Source organism: Jeongeupia wiesaeckerbachi, from assembly GCF_050916355.1.
Taxonomy (GTDB): Bacteria; Pseudomonadota; Gammaproteobacteria; order Burkholderiales; family Chitinibacteraceae; genus Jeongeupia; species Jeongeupia wiesaeckerbachi.
On the sequence record NZ_CP136946.1, the window covers coordinates 440,823 to 462,953 of the forward strand.

Below are 22,131 nucleotides of genomic sequence, written 5' to 3' on the forward strand. Positions count from 1 at the left end.
TCATGTCACCGGCTATCCAAAATGACTTCCTTGCTGCAGAATTGCATATCTTTGCCGCTGAGCGCACCGTGATCAGCTACGAATTCCCCATCAATGAGCGCATCCGCACGCTGCTGCGTCTGGAGAACCTCTACAATCGCACCGCCCATTTCGTTGGCGGTGCGCATGCGCTCGACCACCACAGCGCATTGCTGGGGATATTCGAGATCATGGAAGTGGCCAGCCGGGCGGATCTCAAGTCCGATTTGCTGCAGGAACTGGAACGGCAACGACAGACGCTCACCGGCTTGCGACACAACCCGCAGATCTCCGAAGCGGCACTGGAACAAATCCTCGACGATATTGAAAGCACGCACGGCCGCCTGCTGCAAATGACGGGCAAGTTTGGCCAGTTCCTGCGTGACAATGAATGGTTGATGGCGATCAAGCAGCGCGCCAACATTCCAGGCGGCGTCTGCGAGTTCGATCTGCCGTCGTACCACTATTGGCTACAACAAGCAGCGCCCCGCCGGCAGGCTGATCTGGATCGGTGGTTTACTCCATTGCTGCCGATCAAACACGCCCTCGATATCGTACTGCGCCTGCTGCGCGACTCAGCCAAGGTCTGTCACTACTCGGCCAAAAACGGCAATTTCCAGCAGATGTCCGGTGGTAAATCGGTGCAGTTGCTCAAAGTCAGCCTGATTTCGGACCTGCCTGCCGTGCCCGAACTGTCGGCCAACCGCTACGCCATCAACATTCGATTCATGCTGCCATCGACGTCAGGCGAGCGCGCCCGGTCGGTCGATGCCGATGTCGATTTTTCGCTCAGTTATTGCAATCTGTGAACCCACGCATCGTCAATTGTCCGCAATGCGGCGAACCCGCCATCTACGGCCCTGACAATCCATTCCGGCCATTTTGCAGCCGCCGCTGCCGACTGATCGACCTTGGCCAGTGGGCTGACGAGCAATACCGCATCCCCGCGGCCGAATCACCGCAGCTCGACATTCCGCCGCTCGACGCCTGATTTCGGCGCGTCACGGCATTTTCAAATGCCGGTCATTTCTTCGTCATCTGCAGCGCTTAATTTTCCTCCACCAACTAGGAGGATTCCTCATGCTGCAGCAGTTGCAATCCGCAACCAGCAAATCCCGCAAGCGCCAGCTTTCCGTCTCGCTCGCCAGCGACAACGAAACGGTTCGTGCCGCCCAGGCCCTGCGTCACCGGGTGTTTGCCGGCGAAATGGGCGCCCGGCTCTCCAACCGCGAGCCGGGTATCGACCATGACCTGTTTGATCCCTACTGCGAACATCTGGTCGTCCAGGACGATGAAACCGGAGAAGTAGTCGGCACATATCGCATTCTGCCGCCGCATCAGGCCCGCACACTGGGCAGCTATTACTCCGACACCGAGTTCGATCTGACCCGCTTGTCGCATCTGCGCAACCAGTTGGTCGAAGTCGGTCGCTCCTGTGTCCACCCCGACTACCGTACCGGCGCAACCATTTCTCTACTCTGGTCGGGCCTCGCCGACTACATGGGCCAACGCGGCCACCACTATCTGATCGGCTGCGCCAGCGTTTCGCTGATCGACGGTGGGCATTTCGCAGCAAGTCTGTACGCCAAACTGGCCAAGACAGCCCTCTCGCCGGTCGAATGGCGCGTATTCCCTCGCTGCCCGCTGCCGCTTGCGGCGCTCAATCAAAAACTCGACGCCCCCATTCCCCCGCTGCTACGCGGCTACCTGCGTGCGGGCTCGTACATTTGTGGCGAACCTGCCTGGGACCCGGACTTCAACACCGCCGATCTCTTCCTCTTGCTGCCGGTGCAACAGATCGAACAGCGCTACGCCAAACACTTTCTGCGCTGACGACGTGATCGATACACATTTTTACAATGAGGCAATAGGGACATGGTCCGAGGCCTATGAAGCGGCTACACTGCCTGAGGATTCTTACGCTAGGCCTCGGCCCAACTCGCTGTCCATGCCGCATTTCTGTACCCGTCTTTGTCGTCTGCTCCGCTTGGCGCTACACCTTGCCCACGGCACCTGGGCCGTTTCCTGGCGACTTCCTGGTCTGAGCGAAGGCGAGCGCATCGCCTACATCCATCGCTGGTCCAATCGATTGCTGACCTTGCTGCAGATCCGCGTACAGGTGCACGGCATATCACCCGGCGTCTCCCCGCCCAACCATCTGTTGCTGGCCAACCACATCTCCTGGTTGGACATTTTCGTGCTTAACGCCGTGACCGTTTCACAGTTTGTCGCCAAGTCCGAAATCCGCAACTGGCCATTGGTGGGTCGGCTGTGTTGCGGTGCGCGCACGCTGTTCATCGAACGTGAACGCCGCAAAGACACCGCCCGGGTCAACGGTGCCATTCTAAATTCGCTGCAACGCGGCGAATGTGTGGCCATTTTCCCAGAAGGCACAACCAGTGATGGCGCGAGCATTCTGCCGTTCCGCTCTTCGCTGCTGCAGGCCGCCATCGACGCCAGCGCGACAATCCAGCCGGTCTATCTGCGCTACACCAACGGCCAGGGCGAGCGTTGTGGCGCCGCAGCCTATATCGATGAAATTTCTTTCGGCGAATCGCTATGGCGGGTGCTCGGCCACCGCGGGCTCACTGTTGAGCTGAGCTTCCTGGCCCCATTCCCCGCCGGCGAGAGCGACCGCCGCACGCTGACCCAATTCGTGCAGTCCCGAATCCAAGCAGCGCACCAGGCCTTCGAAACCGGCCACTGCGTACACTGAGTACTCGACCAGCACGAGTGCGGCGCTACGCCGCCAATAACGACTGATACTCACGTCTAGCCGGCACTTGGTACAGGCGGCCGCTATCAAGGTCGACGCCCGTCAATGCGCCCCCCCAGATGCAACCGGTATCGAGTGCAATCAACTGATCGCGAACTCGCAAGCCGAGCGCTGACCAGTGACCGCAAACGATGCGCGAGGTCGGCACGCGCTGCGGCCAGTCAAACCACGGATAAAGTTCGGCCGGCGCATCGGCCAGTTCACCCTTGAACTTCAGTTGCAGCGCACCAGCCGCGTCAACAAAGCGCATCCGCGTCAGCGCATTCACCACGAAACGCCATCGCGCCCAACCATCTAGCGTCTCGTCCCAGCACGCCGGCTGATTACCATACATCTGCGTCAGACCGTCGCGCCAATTTCGCCCAGCCAGTTGCAACTGCACTTCGCTCGCAAGCTCGATCGCCTGCTGCTGCGTCCAGCCTGGCCAGATACCGGCATGAACAATCAGTGTGTCCTCTAGCGGCAACACCAGCGGCTGCAGACGCAACCAATCGAGCAGAGCCGATGCATCATCGGCCTCCAGCACAGCAGCCATGGTGTCGCCGGGGCGCGCTTTGCCGATGCCCGCCGACAGCGCCAACAGGCTCAGGTCGTGGTTACCGAGCACGACTCGCACCGCATCATCATGCCTTTTAGCCCAGCGCAGCACTGCTGCGGAGTCCGGCCCTCGGTTCACCAGATCACCGACGAGGTAAAGCGTATCGCGACCGGGCTCAAACCCCATTCGCTCGAGTAGCAGCTGCAACTCATCAAAGCAGCCCTGAATATCGCCAATCGCAAACCGCGCCATAACTCACCCGATCCCGTAATCTCGCAACGCAACATAAACAGTCTACGATCAGCGCGGGACCAATCCAAGTCCGCCGCGAACCGCTTCCAAAAAAGCAAAAAGGCCAGCTGACGCCGGCCTTTTCACTATATCGCTGCGATTACTCGGCAGCTTCAACCACTTCGGCTTCTTCCGGGCGGTCAACGAGTTCGACGAATGCCATCGGGGCATTGTCGCCATCGCGGAAACCGCACTTCAGAATACGCAGATAGCCACCATTACGGTTGGCGTAACGCGGGCCCAGCACGTCGAACAGCTTGACGACCATCTCGCGATCGCGGGTGCGATCGAATGCGAGACGACGGTTTGCCAGCGACGGCTTCTTGCCGAGGGTGATCAGCGGCTCTGCGACGCGGCGCAGTTCCTTGGCCTTCGGCAGCGTGGTTTTGATGACTTCGTGACGCAGCAGCGCATTCGCCAGGTTGCGCAGCAGCGCTTGGCGGTGAGCCGAGGTACGATTCAGTTTGCGGTTGCCATTACCATGACGCATTTGTCAGTTCCTTTCCGTTGACCGCTCAGGGCTTTTCCAAGCCAGCCGGCGGCCAGTTCTCGAGGCGCATACCCAGCGACAGGCCCTTCGAGGCGAGCACTTCCTTGATTTCATTCAAGGACTTGCGGCCCAGATTCGGCGCCTTCAAGAGCTCAGTCTCGGTGCGCTGGATCAGATCCCCGATGTAGTAGATGTTCTCGGCCTTCAGGCAGTTTGCCGAACGGACGGTCAACTCAAGATCGTCCACCGGACGCAGCAGGATCGGATCGATCTGCGGCGCAGCGGGCTTCTCTTCCTCAACCGGCGTCCCTTCGAGATCTGCGAACACCGACAGCTGGTCCATCAGAATACGGGCCGCTTGGCGAACCGCATCTTCCGGCGTCAGCACGCCATTGGTCTCGATATCGAGGATCAGGCGATCCAGATCGGTGCGCTGCTCGACGCGAGCGCTTTCGACCTGGTAGCTGACCCGACGGATCGGGCTGAACGACGCATCGAGCTGGATGGTACCAATGCTGCGGTTCTCGTCCTTGTTCAGACGAGCCGGTGCAGGCTGGTAACCACGGCCCTTCTCGACCTTGATTTCGACGTTCAGCTTGCCACCTGCGGACAGGTGAGCAACCACGTGATCGGGGTTCACGACTTCGACATCGTGCGGCAGCTGGATATCACCGGCCTTGACCACGCCCTCGCCGTCTTTGACGAGCGTGAGCGTGACCGAGTCACGGCCATGCAGCTTGAGCACGACCCCTTTGAGGTTCAAGAGAATATCGACGACATCTTCCTGCACGCCATCCAGAGCGGAATATTCGTGCACGATGCCTTCGATCTTGACCTCGGTGGGGGCGTAGCCCGGCATCGACGACAACAGGATCCGGCGCAGGGCGTTACCGAGCGTATGGCCGTAACCGCGCTCGAACGGCTCCATCACCACCCGTGCTTGGGCGGAAGATTGAGCCTGCACGTCGATGATGCGCGGCTTGAGCAACTCGTTAGCGAGGTTTTGCATGTATCAGTATCCCTTGGCCTGAAAACGGTTCAGTGTTTACTTGGAGTAGAATTCCACCACCAGCGACTCATTGAGATCGCTGGAGAGATCGGAACGCTCCGGCGTGCTTTTGAACACGCCTTCCATTTTCTTGGAATCCACCTGAACCCAGCCCGGGAAGCCAATGCCTTCAGCAAGCGACAACGCTTCCTGAATGCGAACCTGCTTCTTGGCCTTCTCACGGATAGCGACGACGTCGCCAGCCTTGACTTGGAAGGACGCGATGTTGACGACGTTACCGTTCACGGTCAGCGCGCAGTGGGAAACCAGCTGGCGAGCTTCGGCGCGAGTCGAGCCGAAGCCCATACGGTAAACGACGTTGTCCAGACGCGACTCAAGCAGCTTCAGCAGGTTTTCACCCGTGGAGCCCTTGCGAGCGCTGGCCTGTTCGAAATAACGACGGAACTGACGTTCCAGCACGCCGTAGATACGACGGATTTTTTGCTTTTCACGCAGGTGAACGCCATAGTCCGACAGACGCGGCTGTTTGCCGTTAGCGCCGTGCTGGCCTGGGGCTTGTTCCAGCTTGCACTTGCTGTCGAGCGAGCGGCGTGCGCTCTTGAGGAAAAGGTCAGTACCCTCACGGCGTGCGAGTTTGCACTTGGGTCCAATATAACGAGCCATGTCTTACTCCGGGATTAGATACGACGCTTTTTCGGCGGACGGCAGCCGTTGTGCGGCACCGGGGTCACGTCCGAAATGCTGGTGATCTTGAAGCCGAGTGCGTTCAATGCACGCACGGCGGATTCGCGACCCGGACCAGGGCCCTTGATACGAACTTCAAGGTTCTTCACACCATATTCTTGGGCAACTTTACCAGCGTGCTCCGCGGCCACCTGGGCTGCGAAGGGTGTACTTTTCCGAGAGCCCTTGAAACCAGCACCGCCCGAGGTAGCCCAAGAAAGTGCATTGCCTTGGCGATCGGTGATGGTAATGATCGTGTTGTTGAACGAAGCGTGCACATGCACGATCCCTTCAGACACGCTCTTTTTGACTTTCTTCCGTACACGCACTGTGTTTGCTTTAGCCATTCTTTGTATTCCTTAGATTACTTCTTGCCAGCAATCGCCTTGCGCGGACCCTTACGAGTACGAGCATTGGTGCGAGTGCGCTGGCCGCGAACAGGCAAGCCCTTGCGATGACGGAAACCGCGGTAGCAGCCAAGGTCCATGAGACGCTTGATTGCCATCGTGTTTTCACGGCGAAGATCACCTTCAACGATGTACTTGCCGATTTCTTCACGCAGCTTGTCGAGCTCAGCTTCACTGAGATCTTTGACCTTCTTGGCAGTATCAATGGCAGTAGCAGCGCAGATCGCGTAGGCGCGAGTGCGGCCGATGCCGAAGATTGCCTGAAGGCCGATCACAGTATGCTGATGATTAGGGATGTTAACCCCAGCAATACGGGCCATAACTTCCTTACCCCAGGTTAAAAAAGTTGCAGATTATAACGCCTGCGGCCGATTGACTCAAATCAACCTTGGCGTTGCTTGTGCCGCGGGTCAGTGCAGATCACGCGCACAACACGGTTGCGGCGGATGATTTTGCAATTGCGGCAGATTTTCTTGACCGATGCTTGAACTCTCATCGTCTTTCCTTTCAGTCAAAAATGAAATTCCGGGCGCTCACTTGGCCCGGAATACGATGCGAGCCTTGGTCAGATCGTAGGGCGTGAGCTCTACAGTAACCTTATCACCGGGTAGGATGCGAATGTAATGCTTACGCATCTTGCCGGAAATATGACCAAGGACCACATGTCCGTTTTCGAGCTTGACCCGGAACGTTGCGTTTGGCAACGTTTCCAGGACTTCGCCCTGCATCTGAATGACGTCTTCTTTCGACATTGTTTTGCTCGGGCTCAGCCCTTAACCCTTGAAGTTTGCTTTCTTCAACAGGCCTTCATACTGATGCGACAACACATACGATTGCATCTGTGACATGAAGTCCATGGTCACCACCACTAGGATCAGCAGCGAAGTACCACCGAAGTAGAACGGTACGTTCCACTTGAGGATCAGGAACTCCGGAATCAGACAGATCACGGTGATATAAACCGCACCGATCAGCGTCAACTTGAGGATCAGCTTCTCGATATAGCGTGCCGTGTGCTCACCCGGTCGATAACCCGGGATCATCGCCCCACTCTTCTTCAGATTGTCCGCGGTTTCCTTCGGATTGAAGACCAGCGCGGTGTAGAAGTAGCAGAAGAAGATAATCGCAGCAGCATACAGCAATACATACAGCGGCTGGCCCGGATGCAGCATGTCACCGATCGACTTCAGCCACGACAGTTTATCGCTGTTACCGGTCCAGGACAGCACGGTCGCCGGGAACAGGATGATCGACGAGGCGAAGATCGGCGGAATCACCCCAGCCATGTTCAGCTTCAGCGGCAGATGCGTGCTTTGCGCCTGCATGATGCGGTTGCCGACCTGGCGCTTGGCATAGTGCACAGGCACTTTGCGTTGACCACGCTCGACAAACACCACGGCAGCCGTCAGCAACACCACGCCAACGAACAGGAACAGGACCAGAATGATCGGCAGTGCGCCCTGGTTGGCAAGGGTCAGCGTCTTGCCGATCGCGCCCGGCACACCTGCGGCGATACCACCGCAGATGAGGATCGAAATCCCGTTGCCGATACCACGCTCGGTAATTTGCTCACCCAGCCACATCAGGAACATCGTGCCGGTCACCAGCGTGATGACCGTCATGATGATGAACTGCAGCTGCGGCAACATAACCAGGTTAGGCTGCTTGAACAGCATCATGGCAATCCCGAAGCTCTGCGCGGTCGCCAACAGTACGGTCGCATAACGCGTGTACTGGGTGATCTTGCGACGACCGGCCTCACCCTCCTTCTTCAACTGCTTCAGCGTCGGAAAGACTTCCGATGCCAGCTGCAGAATGATCGAAGCAGAGATGTAAGGCATGATCCCGATCGCAAACACGGTAAAGCGCGACAGGGCGCCACCCGAAAACATGTTGAACATGTTCAGGAGACCGGTTTGCGAACTTTCGAAGAGACGCGCCAGCTCGGCCGGGTTGATCCCCGGCACGGGGATGTGCGCACCGATACGATAAACGATCAGTGCACCGACCAAGAACCAGATGCGTTTCTTCAGATCCGCGAACTTACTACCAGCAGAAGCCAGAGCGGGATTTGCCACGTTACTGCCCTATTCAATAGCCGAATTACTCGACGATGGAGCCACCAGCGGCTTCGATCGCTGCACGCGCACCCTTCGTGGCGCCAACGCCCTTCAGAGTGATTGCACGTTCGATCTTGCCAGCCAGAATGACCTTGGCTTGGTTCGCGCGTTGCGAAACCAGACCTGCCTGCAGCAGCGTCAGGAAATCGATGTCGTTCACCGGCAGACGATTCAGGTCTGCCAAGCTCACTTCCACCGACTTGCCAGCCGACAGCGACTTGAAGCCGCGCTTCGGCAGACGACGTTGCAGCGGCATTTGACCGCCTTCAAAGCCGACCTTGTGGAAACCACCGGTACGCGACTTCTGACCCTTATGGCCTCGACCAGCGGTCTTGCCCAGGCCCGAGCCGATACCGCGGCCAACACGGCGCTTGGCGTGCTTAGCGCCAACACCCGGTTTCAGGTTATTCAGTTCCATTTAGCCCTCCACCTTCAAGAGGTAGCTAATCTTGTTGATCATGCCGCGGTTTTCCGGGGTATCGATCACTTCCGACGAGCTGTTCAGCTTGCGCAGACCCAGACCACGGGCGCAGGCCTTGTGGCTTTCCAGGCGACCGATCAGGCTCTTGACGAGCGTGACCTTGATTTTCTTCGCGTCAGTCATTATTCACCCCCGAAGAGTTCTTCGACGGTCTTGCCGCGCTTGGCCGCGATATCGCCGGCGGTGTGCAGCTTGGCAAGGCCGTCCAGCGTGGCGCGAACCACGTTGTACGGGTTGGTCGAACCGTGGATCTTCGCGGTGATGTTGTGCACACCAGCCACTTCGAACACAGCGCGCATCGGGCCGCCGGCGATGATGCCGGTACCTTCCGGTGCCGGTTGCATGAACACGGTGGTCGCACCGTGCTTGCCGATCACCGAGTGCGGCACGGTGCCGTTCTTCAGCGATGCTTTGAACAGCTTGCGACGGGCTTCGTCCAGCGCCTTCTGCACCGCAACCGGCACTTCCTTCGCTTTACCCTTGCCCATACCAACGCCGCCATCGCCGTCGCCAACGACGGTCAGTGCGGCAAAGCCCATGATCCGGCCACCCTTCACGACCTTGGTGACGCGATTCACGCCAACCATTTTCTCGCGAAGGCCGTCCTGACGATCTTCTGCTTCGTTTCTAGCCATTTGATAACTCCAATTAGAAGACGAGGCCGCCTTCACGAGCCGCGTCGGCCAGAGCCTTTACGCGACCGTGATAGTGGAAACCGGAACGATCGAACGCAACGTTCTCGATGCCGGCAGCCTTGGCTTTCTCAGCAATACGCTTGCCGACAGCCGCTGCAGCTTCGACCGAAGCGCCGTTCTTGATCTGACCGCGCACATCGGCTTCAAGCGTCGAAGCAACGGCCAGCACCTTGCTGCCGGTTGCGTCGATGACTTGCGCATAGATATGGCTGTTGGTCCGGTGCACCGACAGGCGCACCGCCTTGAGCTCCGCAATCTTTGCACGGGTTTTGCGTGCGCGGCGGAGTCGAGTTTCTTTCTTGTCCATGATTCAGCCTCGATTACTTCTTCTTGGTTTCTTTACGGACAACAACTTCATCCGAATAGCGAACGCCCTTACCCTTATACGGTTCCGGCGCGCGGTATGCGCGGATGTCAGCTGCGACCTGACCAACGACCTGCTTGTCGGCGCCCTTGAGGACAATCTCGGTCTGCGACGGCGTTTCCACCTTCACACCAGCCGGCATCTTGTGCGCGACCGGGTGGGAGAAGCCGAGGGTCAGATTGAGGGTGTCGCCTTGTGCCTGGGCACGATAACCCACGCCAACCAGGGTCAGCTTGCGCTCGAAGCCCTTGGAGACGCCGGTCACCATATTGTTGACCAGTGCACGGAGGGTGCCGGACATCGAACGGGATTGCTTGTCGCCATTGCGGGCAGCAAACACCAGTGCGTTGTCTTCAACCTTGACATCGACATTGCCGGTCAGAGCCTGAGCCAGCGAGCCGTTCGGGCCCTTGATGACGATTTCTTCAGCGCCGATCTTGACTTCGACGCCAGCCGGAATGGCTACCGGATTTTTAGCTACGCGAGACATCGATTACTCTCCTTAAGCCACGACGCAGAGCAGCTCGCCGCCAACACCCTGGGCGCGCGCCTTGCGGTCGGTCATCACACCCTTGGAGGTGGACAGGATCGCCACGCCGAGGCCATTCATCACTTGCGGGACCTCGGTGGCACCCTTGTAGATGCGCAGACCCGGCTTCGAGATGCGCTCGATGCGTTCGATCACCGGACGACCGGCGTAGTATTTGAGTTCGATGGTCAGCGTCGGCTTCACATCACCAGCCACAGCGAAGGATTCAACATAACCTTCGTCCTGCAGCACTTTAGCAATTGCCACCTTCAGCTTGGAAGACGGCATCGCCACCGAAACCTTGTCCGCACGCTGCGCGTTACGGATACGGGTCAGCATATCGGCGATAGGATCATGCATTGCCATGTTTCTGTTCTCCTATTACCAGCTGGCCTTCACCATGCCGGGGATTTCACCCTTCATGGCGAGCTCGCGCAGTTTGTTACGGCCAAGACCAAATTTGCTGTACACGCCACGCGGACGACCAGTCAGCGCGCAACGGTTGTGCAAACGGACTTTGCTGGAGTTGCGCGGCAGCTGCTGCAGCTTCAGGCGAGCCTGGAAGCGGTCTTCTTCGCTGGCGTTGGCATCGTTGGCGATTGCAACCAGCGCATTGCGCTTGGCAGCAAACTTCTCAACGACGGCGCGACGCTTTTCTTCACGTTTAATCAGTGCAAGTTTTGCCATGATCGCCTCAGTTCTTGAACGGAAACTTGAAGGCCGACAGCAGCGCGCGCGCTTCTTCGTCAGTCTTCGCCGTCGTGGTGATGGTGATGTTCATACCGCGGAGCGCGTCGATCTTGTCGTACTCGATTTCCGGGAAGATGATCTGTTCACGCACACCCATGTTGAAGTTGCCGCGACCGTCGAACGACTTGGCCGGCACACCACGGAAGTCACGGACGCGCGGCAGCGCAACCGAAACCAGGCGATCAAAGAACTCGAACATGCGTTCGCGACGCAGGGTGACCTTGCAGCCAACCGGATAGCCGTCACGAATCTTGAAGCCAGCGATGGACTTCTTGGCCTTGGTGACCACAGCCTTTTGGCCGGTGATCTTTTCCATGTCGCCAACAGCGTGTTCCATCACTTTCTTGTCAGCAACCGCTTCACCGACACCCATGTTGACGGTGATCTTTTCGATGCGCGGCACTTCCATCACAGACTTGTAACCGAACTGCTCGATCAGCGCCGGCACAACCTGCTCTTTGTAAAAATCTTGCAAACGAGCCATGTTTATACCCCTTAAGCGCCAATCACTTCGCCGCTCGACTTGAACACGCGAACTTTTTTGCCGTCATCCAACAGCTTGAAGCCCACGCGATCAGCCTTGCCGGTCGCAGCATTGAAAATCGCAACGTTCGAAACGTGCAGCGGCATGGTCTTTTCGACAATACCACCTTGCTGACCACGCATCGGGTTCGGCTTCACGTGCTTTTTAGCAACGTTCACGCCTTCGACGATCACTTGGTCTGCAGTCGGAATCACGCGCAGCACGGTGCCGCGCTTGCCCTTGTCCTTGCCGGTGATGACGACGATCTCGTCACCTTTGCGAATCTTGTTCATGCCATCTCTCCTTACAGCACTTCCGGCGCAAGCGAGACGATCTTCATGAACTTCTCGGTGCGCAGCTCACGCGTTACCGGCCCGAAGATACGGGTGCCGATCGGCTCAAGCTTGTTGTTAAGGAGAACGGCGGCATTGCCGTCGAACTTGATCAGCGAACCGTCGGCGCGACGCACGCCCTTGGCGGTGCGAACCACCACGGCGCTATATACGTCACCCTTCTTGACGCGACCACGCGGTGCCGCATCTTTGATGGTCACCTTGATGATGTCGCCCACCGAAGCGTAGCGACGCTTGGAGCCGCCCAACACCTTGATGCACATCACGTGACGCGCACCGGTATTGTCTGCAACCTCCAACATGGATTGCATTTGGATCATGGAAAAACAACCTCCAACTTGTACCGCAAACCTCGACAAAGCCGAGACGCCCGGCAAAACCGAGCAATGCAGTCAGTTTTGGACCCCGCGAGGGGGAGAAACACGCGGCAGTAAACTACACCACCGCAGATGGGAAAACGGGCATTGTACAAGACGTACAATGCCCGCGCAAGCACTAGACCGGAATCCGGCCTACCGTCAATCAGACGATGCGTGCTTTTTCGATCAGCGCAGTCACAACCCAGGACTTAGTCTTGGACAGCGGACGACCTTCGACGATCGTCACCAGATCACCTTCGTGATACTGGTTGGTTTCGTCGTGCGCGTGATACTTCTTGGAACGACGAACCACCTTGCCGTACAGCGGGTGCTTGACCAGATGCTCGACCAGGACGGTAACCGTCTTGTCCATTTTATCGCTGACGATACGGCCGGTCAGCGTACGCTTGAGTTTCGCTTCGCTCATATTAAGCAGCCTTCTCAGCCAGGATGGTATGAACGCGCGCAATATCCTTGCGCACCCGGTTGATTTCGCTGTTTTTTGCCAGTTGGCCGGTCGCATTTTGCATGCGCAGGCTGAATTGGGCTTTGAGCAGCGCCGTCAGCTCGACCTTGAGCTCTTCGACGGATTTTTGACGCAGTTCAGCAGCTTTCATCATTGCCCCACTTGGCGAGCGACGAAGGCAGTCGCAAACGGCAGCTTGGCCGAAGCCAGGCGGAACGCTTCACGAGCGACTTCTTCGGCGACGCCGTCGAGTTCATACAGGACCTTGCCCGGCTGGATTTCAGCAACCCAGTACTCCGGGCTACCCTTACCATTACCCATCCGCACTTCGGCCGGCTTGGTCGAAATCGGCTTATCCGGGAACGCACGAATCCACACGCGGCCACCACGCTTGATGTAGCGGGTGATGGCGCGACGCGCAGCTTCGATCTGACGGGCTGTCAGACGGCCGCGGCTGATCGCCTTGAGACCGAAGGTGCCAAAGGCAACGCTGTTACCGCGGGTAGCGATACCGGTGTTGCGGCCCTTCTGGACCTTACGGAACTTGAGTCTAGTTGGCTGCAGCATTACGAGGCCCCTTTCGTGCTTTACGCTGGGTTTCCGGCGCCGGCTCTGCAGCCTTTTCGCCCGGCTTCACTTCGCCTTTGTAAACCCAAACCTTGATACCGATGATGCCGTACGTGGTCTTCGCTTCGCTCGTCGCGTAGTCGATGTCCGCGCGCAGGGTGTGCAGCGGCACACGACCTTCGCGGTACCATTCGGTACGGGCGATTTCAATACCGTTCAGACGGCCCGACGACATGATCTTGATGCCCTGGGCACCCAGACGCATGGCGTTTTGCATCGCGCGCTTCATGGCACGACGGAACATCACGCGCTTTTCCAGCTGCGACGCGATGCTGTCGGCGATGATCTGCGCATCGATTTCCGGCTTGCGGACTTCTTCGATGTTGACGTGGACCGGCACCTTGAGGATGTTCTGCAGTTGCTTCTTCAGCGACTCGATATCCTCGCCCTTCTTACCGATCACAACACCCGGACGGGCAGTATGAATGGTGATACGGGCATTCTTGGCCGGGCGCTCGATCACGACACGGCTGACCGAGGCATTCGCCAGTTTCTTCTTCAGAAACTCACGAACTTCGATGTCGGCAGTAAGCATGCCGGCGAAGTTCTTGCTGTTGGCGTACCAACGCGAAGCCCAGTTCTTGGTGACGGCGAGACGAAAACCCGTCGGATGAATTTTCTGACCCATTTTCGCTCCTTAGTCGCCGACAGTCAGCGTGATGTGGCAGGTCTGCTTCTCAATCTTGTTACCGCGACCCTTGGCACGAGCGGTAAAGCGCTTGAGGGACGGACCCTTATCCACAAAAATCGTCGCGACCTTGAGGCTGTCGATGTCGGCACCCTCGTTGTGCTCTGCGTTGGCAATCGCCGACTCGAGCACTTTTTTGATCAGAACGGCACTTTTCTTCGGGCTGAAAGCCAGAATGTTCAGCGCTTGCTCCACCGATTTGCCACGGACCAGGTCAGCGACCAGGCGCGCTTTTTGGGCGGAAACACGAGCACTGCTCAGTACAGCGGATACTTGCATGTCTTCACCTTAGCGCTTGGCTTTTTTATCGGCGGCATGGCCTTTGAAAGTCCGGGTGAGTGCGAACTCGCCGAGCTTGTGGCCAACCATGTTTTCGTTCACGTAAACCGGAACGTGCTGCTTGCCGTTGTGCACGGCAATCGTCAGACCGACGAAGTCCGGCAGCACCGTGGAACGACGCGACCAGGTCTTGATCGGGCGCTTGTCGTTCGAGTTGCGCGCACTCTCGATCTTCTTGATCAGGTGCAGGTCAACGAACGGGCCCTTCTTGACAGAACGTGACATGTTCAATTACCCCTTGTTCGCAGGACGACGACGGACGATCATGCCGTCGGTGCGCTTGTTGTTGCGGGTACGATAGCCCTTGGTCGGCTGGCCCCACGGGCTAACCGGCACACGGCCTTCACCAGTACGACCCTCACCACCACCGTGCGGGTGATCGATCGGGTTCATGGCCGTACCACGCACCGTCGGGCGGATACCCAACCAGCGCTTCGCACCAGCCTTACCGTACGAACGGAGGCTATGCTCTTCGTTACCGACTTCGCCCAGCGTCGCGCGGCAATCGATGTGCACCTTGCGGATTTCACCCGAGCGCAGACGCAGCTGAGCGTAAGCACCTTCGCGCGCCAGCAGCTGCACCGAAGCACCAGCGGAGCGAGCGATTTGCGCGCCCTTGCCCGGCTGCATTTCGACGCAGTGAATGGTCGAACCGACCGGAATATTGCGGATCGGCAGGGCGTTACCCGCCTTGATCGGCGCTTCCGAGCCCGAAACCACGGTCATGCCAGCCTTCAGGCCCTTCGGGGCGATGATGTAACGGCGTTCGCCGTCGGCGTAGCACAGCAGCGCGATGTTCGCGGTGCGGTTCGGGTCGTATTCCAGGCGCTCAACTTTGGCAACGATGCCATCCTTGTTGCGCTTGAAATCGATCATGCGATAGTGCTGCTTGTGGCCACCACCCTTGTGACGGGTCGTGATCACACCGCGGTTGTTACGACCTGCGGTCTTGCTTTGCGACTCGAGCAGCGGCGCGTACGGCGCACCCTTGTGCAGATCCGGATTGACAACCTTGACGACAGCGCGGCGACCGGCGGACGTCGGTTTTACTTTAACCAATGCCATTTTCAGTCCCCTTATTGCGCAGCCGCGAGGTCAAGTTCCTGACCAGCCGCGAGGCTAACGTAAGCTTTTTTCCAGTCCTTGCGGCGACCCACGAAACGGCCAAAGCGCTTGCCCTTGCCCTTCACGTTGATCACGGACACGCCCTCAACCTTGACCTTGAACAGCAGCTCAACAGCAGCCTTGATCTCGGCCTTGGTCGCATCGGTCGATACGCGGAATACGACTTGCTCGTTCTTTTCAGCAACGAGGGTGGTCTTTTCCGACACGACCGGCGCCAGCAGCACTTGCAGCAGACGGTTTTCGGTGAATTGCGTCATGCGAACATCTCCTCAAAAGCGGCCAGCGCATCACGGGTCAGCACGACTTTCTTGAAGCGCACCAGGCTTACCGGGTCAGCCTGGCTCGGCTCGAGAACGAGCACGTGCGGCAGGTTGCGCGAAGCGAGGTACAGGTTCTCGTCCAGTTCCTTGGTGATGAACAGCACGGAATCGAGATTCAGCGCATTCAGCTTTTGCACCAGGGCCTTGGTCTTCGGGGCTTCCAGCGACAGCGAGTCAACCACGATCAGACGATCTTCACGCACGAGTTGCGACAGAATGGTCGCGATACCGGCGCGGTACATCTTGCGGTTAACCTTCTGGCTGAAGTTTTCATCCGGGCTGTTCGGGAACGCCCGGCCACCACCACGCCACAGCGGCGACGAAGTCATACCAGCACGAGCACGACCGGTGCCCTTTTGCTTGAACGGCTTCTTGGTGGAGTGATGCACTGCATCGCGACCCAGCTGGGCGCGGTTGCCGCTACGTGCATTCGCGAAGTACGCGGTCACGACTTGGTGAACCAGCGCTTCGTTGAAATCACGGGCAAACAGCGCATCCGATGCGGCGACAGCGGCTTGCGCTTCGCCATTAGCATTGATGACTTTAAGTTCCATTACGCACCCGCCTTGACACTCGGACGAACGACTACGTCATTGCCCTTGGAGCCAGGGACTGCACCCTTGACCAGCAGCAGTTGACGCTCAGCATCGATACGCACGACTTCCAGATTCTGGACCGTCGACTTGACGTTACCCAGCTGACCCGCCATGCGCTTACCCGGGAAAATACGACCCGGATCTTGTGCCTGACCGATCGAACCCGGCGTGTTGTGCGAACGCGAGTTACCGTGCGATGCGCGGTTGGAACTGAAGTTGTGACGTTTGATAACGCCCGAGAAACCTTTACCTTGCGAGGTACCGGTGACATCAACCAGTTGACCAGCAGCGAACAGCTCAACGGACAGCGAATCACCAGCCTTCAGATCGACGAGTTTCTCAGCAGCGACGCGGAACTCAACGAGTCCCAGACCTGCTTCGACACCTGCCTTGGCAAAGTGACCGGCTTCCGCCTTATTGACGCGGTTGGCCTTCTTGGCACCAAAGGTCACCTGGACGGCTGCGTAGCCGTCGGCTTCCACGGACTTGATTTGCGTGACGCGATTAGCGGACATGTCCAGCACCGTTACCGGAATGGATGCACCATCCTCGGCAAAGACGCGGGTCATGCCGACTTTGCGACCGACAAGACCTAAGCTCATAGTTATTTCCTTTTCAGGGCCGATTGCGATTGATCGGCAAATAACCAACTAAAAATAAAAGGGCTTACCACCCGAAAGTGGTAAGCCCGCGATACTAGCACAACTTTTTCTTATGCCGCAAGCACTTAGCGTACTTGTGGCATATTGCCGCGATTACTGCAGCTTGATTTCGACGTCGACGCCAGCCGGCAGATCCAGCTTCATCAGCGCATCAACGGTCTTGTCGGTCGGATCGACAATGTCCATCAGGCGCAGGTGAGTGCGGATTTCGAACTGGTCGCGCGAGGTCTTGTTCACGTGCGGCGAACGAAGCACGTCGAAACGCTCGATTTTGGTCGGCAGCGGAACCGGACCCTTGACCACAGCGCCAGTGCGCTTGGCAGTGTCAACGATTTCTTGGGCCGAGCGGTCGATCAACGCGTAGTCGAAAGCCTTCAGGCGGATACGGATTTTTTGGCTTTGCATGAATCCAGTCCTTACTCGATGATCTTGGCAACGACACCAGCGCCGACGGTACGACCGCCTTCACGGATGGCGAAACGCAGACCTTGTTCCATCGCGATCGGAGCGATCAGCGACACGACGACTTCAACGTTGTCGCCCGGCATCACCATTTCGATACCAGCCGGCAGCTCGACCGCACCGGTCACGTCGGTGGTACGGAAGTAGAACTGCGGACGGTAGCCGTTGAAGAACGGGGTGTGACGACCGCCTTCTTCCTTGCTCAGTACGTAGACCGAACCTTCGAACTTGGTGTGCGGGGTGATCGAACCCGGCTTGGCCAGCACTTGGCCACGCTCGACGTCTTCACGCTTGGTACCGCGCAGCAGCGCGCCGATGTTGTCGCCAGCTTGACCTTGATCCAGCAGCTTGCGGAACATTTCCACGCCGGTGCAGGTGGTCTTGACGGTCGGCTTGATACCAACGATTTCGATTTCTTCGCCAACCTTGACGATGCCGCGCTCGATACGACCGGTCACCACGGTGCCGCGACCCGAGATCGAGAACACATCTTCAACCGGCATCAGGAAGGCGCCGTCGATGGCACGTTCCGGCGTCGGGATGTACGAATCCAGCGCGTCAGCCAGACGGAAGATCGCCGGCTCGCCGTATTCCGATTGGTCACCTTCCAGCGCCAGACGGGCCGAACCGGTGATGATCGGGCAGTCGTCGCCCGGGAAGTCGTACTTGCTCAGGAGTTCGCGAACTTCCATCTCCACCAGCTCGAGCAGCTCAGCGTCGTCCACCAGGTCAGCCTTGTTCAGGAAGACGATAATGTACGGCACGCCAACTTGGCGCGACAGCAGGATGTGTTCACGGGTTTGCGGCATCGGGCCGTCAGCGGCCGAGCAGACCAGGATCGCACCGTCCATCTGGGCAGCACCGGTGATCATGTTCTTCACGTAGTCGGCGTGACCCGGGCAGTCAACGTGTGCGTAGTGACGTGCTTCGGTTTCGTATTCGACGTGCGCGGTGTTGATCGTGATACCGCGAGCCTTTTCTTCCGGCGCGCTGTCGATCTGCGAGTAGTCTTTGGCTTCGCCGCCAAACTTCTTCGACAGGATGGTGGTGATCGCTGCGGTCAGCGTGGTCTTGCCATGGTCAACGTGACCGATGGTGCCGACGTTGACGTGCGGCTTCGTACGTTCAAACTTACCCTTAGCCATTTCGCTAATTCCTTAAATAGAGATTCGGGGTTGCCCGGCACACTGGCCGGGCAAAACCAATTACTTCTTAGCCTGGATCGCGTCGGCCACGTGCTTCGGCGCTTGCGAGTAGTGCTTGAACTCCATCGAGTACGTAGCACGACCCTGCGACATCGAACGCAGCGTGGTCGAGTAACCAAACATTTCCGACAACGGCACTTCGACCTTGATCATCTTGCCGCCGGCCGGGTTGTCATCCATACCCTGGATGATACCGCGACGGGACGACAGGTCGCCCATGATGTCGCCCATGTACTCTTCCGGCGTTTCGATTTCGACGGCCATCATCGGTTCGAGGATGACAGCACCGGCGCGGCGCATGGCTTCCTTGAACGCGATGGAACCGGCGAGTTCGAACGCGATCTGCGACGAGTCGACATCGTGGTACGAACCGAAGGTCAGGCGAACCTTGACGTCAACGACCGGGAAGCCCGCGAGCACACCAGCCTTCAGCGTGCCCTGGATACCCTTGTCGACCGACGGGATGAATTCGCGCGGAATCACGCCACCCTTGATTTCGTCAACGAACGAGTAGCCATTGCCCTCGCCTGCCGGCTCAACGGTGATGACGCAATGACCGTACTGACCCTTACCGCCCGACTGCTTGGCGTGCTTGCCTTCGACATCTTCCGCAATGCGGGTGATGGTTTCACGGTAAGCCACTTGCGGCGCGCCGACGTTGGCTTCAACACCGAATTCGCGACGCATGCGGTCAACCAGAATTTCCAAGTGCAGTTCGCCCATACCCGAAATGATGGTCTGGCCCGATTCTTCATCGGTACGCACGCGGAACGACGGGTCTTCCTTGGCCAGGCGGTTCAGGGCAACGCCCATCTTTTCCTGGTCGGCCTTGGTCTTCGGTTCGACGGCAACGTGAATCACCGGCTCCGGGAAGATCATGCGCTCAAGAATGATCGGCGCATCGAGGGCACACAAGGTTTCGCCGGTGGTCACGTCTTTCAGGCCGATCGCAGCAGCGATGTCACCTGCGTGAACTTCGTCGATTTCCTTACGGTCGTTGGCGTGCATCTGCACGATACGGCCGATACGCTCTTTGCGATCCTTCACCGAGTTCAGCACCGAGTCGCCCTGCTTCACGACGCCCGAGTAGACGCGGAAGAAGGTCAGCTGGCCGACGTACGGATCGTTCATCAGCTTGAACGCCAGCGACGAGAACGGCGCGCTATCCGAAGCCTCACGGGTAGCCGGCTGTTCCTTGTCGTCGGTACCGTTGACCGGCGGAATATCCACTGGCGACGGCAGGTATTCGATGACGGCGTCGAGCATGCGTTGCACGCCCTTGTTCTTGAACGCGGTACCGCAGAGCATCGGCTGGATTTCGCAAGCAAGCGTGCGCTGACGGATGCCGCCAACGATCTCTTCCTCGGTGAGGTCACCCTCTTCGAGGTACTTGTTCATCAGCTCTTCCGACGCTTCGGCAGCGGACTCGACCATCTTCTCGCGCCATTCTTGCGCGACAGCCAGCAGATCTTCCGGAATATCGCGGTACTCGAACTTCATACCTTGCGACGCTTCATCCCAGAAAATTGCCTTCATCTTCAGCAGGTCGATCACGCCCTGGAAGTTGTCTTCGGCGCCGATAGGCACAACGACCGGCACCGGACTCGCCTTCAGGCGGGTACGCATCTGCTCGACCACGCGGAAGAAGTTGGCGCCTTGACGGTCCATCTTGTTCACGAAGGCCAGACGCGGCACCTTGTACTTATTGGCCTGACGCCACACGGTTTCCGATTGCGGTTGAACGCCACCGACCGCGCAGTACACCATGCACGCGCCATCAAGAACACGCATCGAGCGCTCAACTTCAATCGTGAAGTCAACGTGCCCCGGGGTGTCGATGATGTTGAAGCGGTGTTCCGGATACTGCAGGCTCATGCCCTTCCAGAAGGTCGTGGTAGCAGCCGAAGTAATGGTAATGCCGCGTTCCTGCTCCTGCTCCATCCAGTCCATGGTGGCAGCGCCGTCGTGCACTTCACCGATCTTGTGGTTAACACCGGTGTAGAACAGGATGCGTTCGGTCGTCGTCGTTTTACCGGCGTCGATGTGAGCGGAGATACCGATGTTACGGTAGCGCTCAATAGGGGTAGTACGAGCCACGGTAGTTTCCTTAAACGGATTGCCGGATTAGAAGCGGAAGTGAGCGAAGGCCTTGTTGGCCTCAGCCATACGGTGCACTTCGTCACGCTTCTTCATGGCACCGCCACGGCTTTCGGCTGCATCGAGCAGCTCACCGGCCAGACGCAGATCCATCGACTTCTCACCACGTTTACGGGCCGCGTCGCGCAACCAGCGCATCGCCAATGCCAAACGACGGCTGGGGCGGACTTCGACCGGAACTTGGTAGTTTGCGCCACCGACGCGACGGCTCTTCACCTCGACGATCGGCTTTGCGTTACTGATGGCGGTGGTGAACACTTCGAGCGCGTTCTTGCCGGTCTTCTTTTCGATCTGGGCGAAAGCACCATAAACGATGCGTTCGGCCACGGCTTTCTTGCCGTCGATCATGACCACGTTCATGAACTTGGTCAGTTCCTGCGAACCGAACTTCGGATCCGGCAGGACGTCGCGCTTCGGTACTTCTCTGCGTCTTGGCATGATTCTCTATCCTAAATATGACATTCAGTCGGGGCCTGAAACCCCACGGCCGCCCAGCAGGACGACCACTTACTCGACGGTCTCGCCATTGCGATACACCGCCGCTTGCGGCCGAAATTACTTCGGACGCTTCGCGCCGTACTTCGAACGCGACTGCTTACGATCCTTGACGCCAGCGGTGTCGAGCGAACCGCGCACGGTGTGATAACGCACACCCGGCAAGTCCTTCACACGGCCGCCGCGGATCAGCACAACACTGTGCTCTTGCAGGTTGTGGCCTTCACCGCCGATATACGAAATGACTTCGAAACCGTTGGTCAGGCGAACCTTGCAGACTTTACGCAGCGCGGAGTTCGGCTTCTTCGGAGTGGTGGTGTACACGCGAGTGCACACGCCACGTTTTTGAGGGCAGGATTCGAGCGCGGGAACCTTGCTCTTCACCACTTCCTTCTCGCGGCCCTTGCGGACCAGCTGGTTGATGGTTGGCATTGATTACATCCTTCGAGTTAATCACCCCTTACGGGGCCCCACTTTGGATGGCAGGACACCCTGCCATCACCGGACATTGCGGTTTGCAATGCCCAAATGAAGCCGGCGACGCGCGGAAAATCCGAGCGTCG

General features: G+C 58.2%; 38 protein-coding genes. 4 read left to right on the top strand and 34 right to left on the bottom strand.

Translation table 11 applies throughout. The features are described 5' to 3' along the window. Window positions 1-2: 2 nt before the first annotated feature. The 4 genes from zapD (at window position 3) to R0382_RS02195 (ending at window position 2,734) form a co-directional block, all read left to right on the top strand. Window positions 3-827: a cell division protein ZapD gene (gene zapD / locus R0382_RS02180; protein WP_432721937.1), complete on the top strand. Its 825-nt coding sequence runs from the start codon at window positions 3-5 to the stop codon at window positions 825-827. Beyond that, entirely contained in the window at window positions 824-1,009 is a 186-nt protein-coding gene (locus R0382_RS02185) for a DNA gyrase inhibitor YacG (RefSeq protein ID WP_432721939.1), read from the top strand. Before zapD ends, R0382_RS02185 begins: the two co-directional genes overlap by 4 nt. Before the next feature lie 89 nt (window positions 1,010-1,098). Then, a complete protein-coding gene (locus tag R0382_RS02190) occupies window positions 1,099-1,851 on the top strand; it encodes a GNAT family N-acetyltransferase (protein ID WP_432721941.1) in 753 nt (250 codons plus the stop codon). Between the two features lie 154 nt (window positions 1,852-2,005). Continuing rightward, on the top strand, window positions 2,006-2,734 hold the full coding sequence (locus R0382_RS02195) for a lysophospholipid acyltransferase family protein (RefSeq protein WP_432721942.1): 729 nt from the start codon (window positions 2,006-2,008) through the stop codon (window positions 2,732-2,734). Between the two features lie 25 nt (window positions 2,735-2,759). Here the strand turns inward: R0382_RS02195 and R0382_RS02200 are convergent, their stop codons facing one another. The 34 genes from R0382_RS02200 to rpsL all read right to left on the bottom strand — a co-directional run bounded on the left by R0382_RS02200 (window position 2,760) and on the right by rpsL (window position 22,000). Next, a complete protein-coding gene (locus R0382_RS02200; protein WP_432721944.1) occupies window positions 2,760-3,584 on the bottom strand; it encodes a symmetrical bis(5'-nucleosyl)-tetraphosphatase in 825 nt (274 codons plus the stop codon). A gap of 139 nt (window positions 3,585-3,723) precedes the next feature. Continuing rightward, window positions 3,724-4,113, bottom strand: a complete 390-nt coding sequence (gene rplQ, locus R0382_RS02205; protein WP_432721946.1) for a 50S ribosomal protein L17 — start codon at window positions 4,111-4,113, stop codon at window positions 3,724-3,726. Window positions 4,114-4,138: 25 nt separating this feature from the next. After that, the gene (locus R0382_RS02210; RefSeq protein ID WP_070530689.1) at window positions 4,139-5,122 is read right to left on the bottom strand and encodes a DNA-directed RNA polymerase subunit alpha; all 984 of its coding nucleotides are present in this window, start codon (window positions 5,120-5,122) and stop codon (window positions 4,139-4,141) included. A gap of 36 nt (window positions 5,123-5,158) precedes the next feature. Then, window positions 5,159-5,785 carry a 30S ribosomal protein S4 gene (rpsD, locus tag R0382_RS02215; protein WP_432721948.1) on the bottom strand — a complete coding sequence of 209 codons (627 nt, stop codon included), beginning with the start codon at window positions 5,783-5,785 and terminating at the stop codon, window positions 5,159-5,161. Window positions 5,786-5,799: 14 nt separating this feature from the next. Beyond that, window positions 5,800-6,192, bottom strand: coding sequence for a 30S ribosomal protein S11 (gene rpsK, locus R0382_RS02220; protein WP_018748522.1), 393 nt, complete (start codon window positions 6,190-6,192; stop codon window positions 5,800-5,802). A 17-nt stretch (window positions 6,193-6,209) separates the two neighbouring features. Continuing rightward, complete coding sequence (gene rpsM, locus R0382_RS02225; protein WP_070530686.1) at window positions 6,210-6,572, bottom strand: 30S ribosomal protein S13; 363 nt, start codon at window positions 6,570-6,572, stop codon at window positions 6,210-6,212. 62 nt (window positions 6,573-6,634) lie between these two features. Beyond that, window positions 6,635-6,748, bottom strand: coding sequence for a 50S ribosomal protein L36 (gene rpmJ, locus R0382_RS02230; protein ID WP_018748524.1), 114 nt, complete (start codon window positions 6,746-6,748; stop codon window positions 6,635-6,637). Between the two features lie 37 nt (window positions 6,749-6,785). Further along, window positions 6,786-7,004: a translation initiation factor IF-1 gene (gene infA, locus R0382_RS02235; protein ID WP_070530685.1), complete on the bottom strand. Its 219-nt coding sequence runs from the start codon at window positions 7,002-7,004 to the stop codon at window positions 6,786-6,788. 21 nt (window positions 7,005-7,025) lie between these two features. Beyond that, window positions 7,026-8,330, bottom strand: a complete 1,305-nt coding sequence (gene secY, locus R0382_RS02240) for a preprotein translocase subunit SecY (protein WP_432721952.1) — start codon at window positions 8,328-8,330, stop codon at window positions 7,026-7,028. Between the two features lie 25 nt (window positions 8,331-8,355). Further along, entirely contained in the window at window positions 8,356-8,790 is a 435-nt protein-coding gene (gene rplO / locus R0382_RS02245) for a 50S ribosomal protein L15 (protein ID WP_432721953.1), read from the bottom strand. Continuing rightward, window positions 8,791-8,976, bottom strand: coding sequence for a 50S ribosomal protein L30 (gene rpmD / locus R0382_RS02250; RefSeq protein WP_070530679.1), 186 nt, complete (start codon window positions 8,974-8,976; stop codon window positions 8,791-8,793). Next, window positions 8,976-9,488: a 30S ribosomal protein S5 gene (gene rpsE / locus R0382_RS02255; RefSeq protein WP_189462403.1), complete on the bottom strand. Its 513-nt coding sequence runs from the start codon at window positions 9,486-9,488 to the stop codon at window positions 8,976-8,978. The genes rpmD and rpsE overlap by 1 nt, the downstream gene beginning before the upstream one ends. A gap of 13 nt (window positions 9,489-9,501) precedes the next feature. Then, window positions 9,502-9,855: a 50S ribosomal protein L18 gene (gene rplR / locus R0382_RS02260; RefSeq protein ID WP_070530676.1), complete on the bottom strand. Its 354-nt coding sequence runs from the start codon at window positions 9,853-9,855 to the stop codon at window positions 9,502-9,504. A 13-nt stretch (window positions 9,856-9,868) separates the two neighbouring features. Beyond that, complete coding sequence (gene rplF / locus R0382_RS02265; RefSeq protein WP_432721956.1) at window positions 9,869-10,402, bottom strand: 50S ribosomal protein L6; 534 nt, start codon at window positions 10,400-10,402, stop codon at window positions 9,869-9,871. Between the two features lie 12 nt (window positions 10,403-10,414). Beyond that, window positions 10,415-10,807 (bottom strand): 30S ribosomal protein S8, encoded by a 393-nt coding sequence (gene rpsH, locus R0382_RS02270; RefSeq protein WP_432721958.1) that lies wholly within the window; start codon window positions 10,805-10,807, stop codon window positions 10,415-10,417. A 15-nt stretch (window positions 10,808-10,822) separates the two neighbouring features. After that, window positions 10,823-11,128, bottom strand: a complete 306-nt coding sequence (gene rpsN / locus R0382_RS02275; protein WP_432721960.1) for a 30S ribosomal protein S14 — start codon at window positions 11,126-11,128, stop codon at window positions 10,823-10,825. A gap of 7 nt (window positions 11,129-11,135) precedes the next feature. Further along, window positions 11,136-11,675, bottom strand: a complete 540-nt coding sequence (rplE, locus tag R0382_RS02280) for a 50S ribosomal protein L5 (RefSeq protein WP_070530669.1) — start codon at window positions 11,673-11,675, stop codon at window positions 11,136-11,138. Window positions 11,676-11,686: 11 nt separating this feature from the next. Continuing rightward, window positions 11,687-12,007: a 50S ribosomal protein L24 gene (rplX, locus tag R0382_RS02285; RefSeq protein WP_432721962.1), complete on the bottom strand. Its 321-nt coding sequence runs from the start codon at window positions 12,005-12,007 to the stop codon at window positions 11,687-11,689. 11 nt (window positions 12,008-12,018) lie between these two features. Beyond that, entirely contained in the window at window positions 12,019-12,387 is a 369-nt protein-coding gene (gene rplN / locus R0382_RS02290; protein ID WP_070530665.1) for a 50S ribosomal protein L14, read from the bottom strand. 202 nt (window positions 12,388-12,589) lie between these two features. Beyond that, window positions 12,590-12,853: a 30S ribosomal protein S17 gene (gene rpsQ / locus R0382_RS02295; protein WP_432721965.1), complete on the bottom strand. Its 264-nt coding sequence runs from the start codon at window positions 12,851-12,853 to the stop codon at window positions 12,590-12,592. A 1-nt stretch (window position 12,854) separates the two neighbouring features. Then, window positions 12,855-13,043 (bottom strand): 50S ribosomal protein L29, encoded by a 189-nt coding sequence (gene rpmC / locus R0382_RS02300; protein WP_189462420.1) that lies wholly within the window; start codon window positions 13,041-13,043, stop codon window positions 12,855-12,857. Further along, window positions 13,043-13,459: a 50S ribosomal protein L16 gene (gene rplP, locus R0382_RS02305; protein ID WP_432721966.1), complete on the bottom strand. Its 417-nt coding sequence runs from the start codon at window positions 13,457-13,459 to the stop codon at window positions 13,043-13,045. Before rplP ends, rpmC begins: the two co-directional genes overlap by 1 nt. After that, on the bottom strand, window positions 13,443-14,147 hold the full coding sequence (gene rpsC, locus R0382_RS02310) for a 30S ribosomal protein S3 (RefSeq protein ID WP_070530660.1): 705 nt from the start codon (window positions 14,145-14,147) through the stop codon (window positions 13,443-13,445). Before rpsC ends, rplP begins: the two co-directional genes overlap by 17 nt. A gap of 9 nt (window positions 14,148-14,156) precedes the next feature. Further along, a complete protein-coding gene (rplV, locus tag R0382_RS02315) occupies window positions 14,157-14,486 on the bottom strand; it encodes a 50S ribosomal protein L22 (protein ID WP_200916659.1) in 330 nt (109 codons plus the stop codon). A gap of 9 nt (window positions 14,487-14,495) precedes the next feature. Next, window positions 14,496-14,771: a 30S ribosomal protein S19 gene (gene rpsS / locus R0382_RS02320; protein ID WP_203539897.1), complete on the bottom strand. Its 276-nt coding sequence runs from the start codon at window positions 14,769-14,771 to the stop codon at window positions 14,496-14,498. A 6-nt stretch (window positions 14,772-14,777) separates the two neighbouring features. Continuing rightward, window positions 14,778-15,611 carry a 50S ribosomal protein L2 gene (rplB, locus tag R0382_RS02325; RefSeq protein ID WP_432721969.1) on the bottom strand — a complete coding sequence of 278 codons (834 nt, stop codon included), beginning with the start codon at window positions 15,609-15,611 and terminating at the stop codon, window positions 14,778-14,780. Between the two features lie 11 nt (window positions 15,612-15,622). Beyond that, complete coding sequence (gene rplW, locus R0382_RS02330) at window positions 15,623-15,928, bottom strand: 50S ribosomal protein L23 (RefSeq protein WP_070530654.1); 306 nt, start codon at window positions 15,926-15,928, stop codon at window positions 15,623-15,625. Further along, entirely contained in the window at window positions 15,925-16,545 is a 621-nt protein-coding gene (gene rplD, locus R0382_RS02335) for a 50S ribosomal protein L4 (RefSeq protein ID WP_189462412.1), read from the bottom strand. The genes rplW and rplD overlap by 4 nt, the downstream gene beginning before the upstream one ends. Further along, window positions 16,545-17,189 (bottom strand): 50S ribosomal protein L3, encoded by a 645-nt coding sequence (gene rplC, locus R0382_RS02340; protein ID WP_432721972.1) that lies wholly within the window; start codon window positions 17,187-17,189, stop codon window positions 16,545-16,547. The genes rplD and rplC overlap by 1 nt, the downstream gene beginning before the upstream one ends. Window positions 17,190-17,342: 153 nt before the next feature. After that, window positions 17,343-17,654 (bottom strand): 30S ribosomal protein S10, encoded by a 312-nt coding sequence (gene rpsJ, locus R0382_RS02345; protein WP_070530648.1) that lies wholly within the window; start codon window positions 17,652-17,654, stop codon window positions 17,343-17,345. An 11-nt stretch (window positions 17,655-17,665) separates the two neighbouring features. Then, entirely contained in the window at window positions 17,666-18,856 is a 1,191-nt protein-coding gene (tuf, locus tag R0382_RS02350) for an elongation factor Tu (RefSeq protein WP_432721974.1), read from the bottom strand. 60 nt (window positions 18,857-18,916) lie between these two features. Then, window positions 18,917-21,013 (bottom strand): elongation factor G, encoded by a 2,097-nt coding sequence (fusA, locus tag R0382_RS02355; RefSeq protein WP_432721976.1) that lies wholly within the window; start codon window positions 21,011-21,013, stop codon window positions 18,917-18,919. A 27-nt stretch (window positions 21,014-21,040) separates the two neighbouring features. Then, complete coding sequence (rpsG, locus tag R0382_RS02360) at window positions 21,041-21,511, bottom strand: 30S ribosomal protein S7 (protein ID WP_432721978.1); 471 nt, start codon at window positions 21,509-21,511, stop codon at window positions 21,041-21,043. Window positions 21,512-21,628: 117 nt separating this feature from the next. After that, window positions 21,629-22,000, bottom strand: coding sequence for a 30S ribosomal protein S12 (gene rpsL, locus R0382_RS02365; protein WP_070530641.1), 372 nt, complete (start codon window positions 21,998-22,000; stop codon window positions 21,629-21,631). Window positions 22,001-22,131 lie beyond the last annotated feature (131 nt).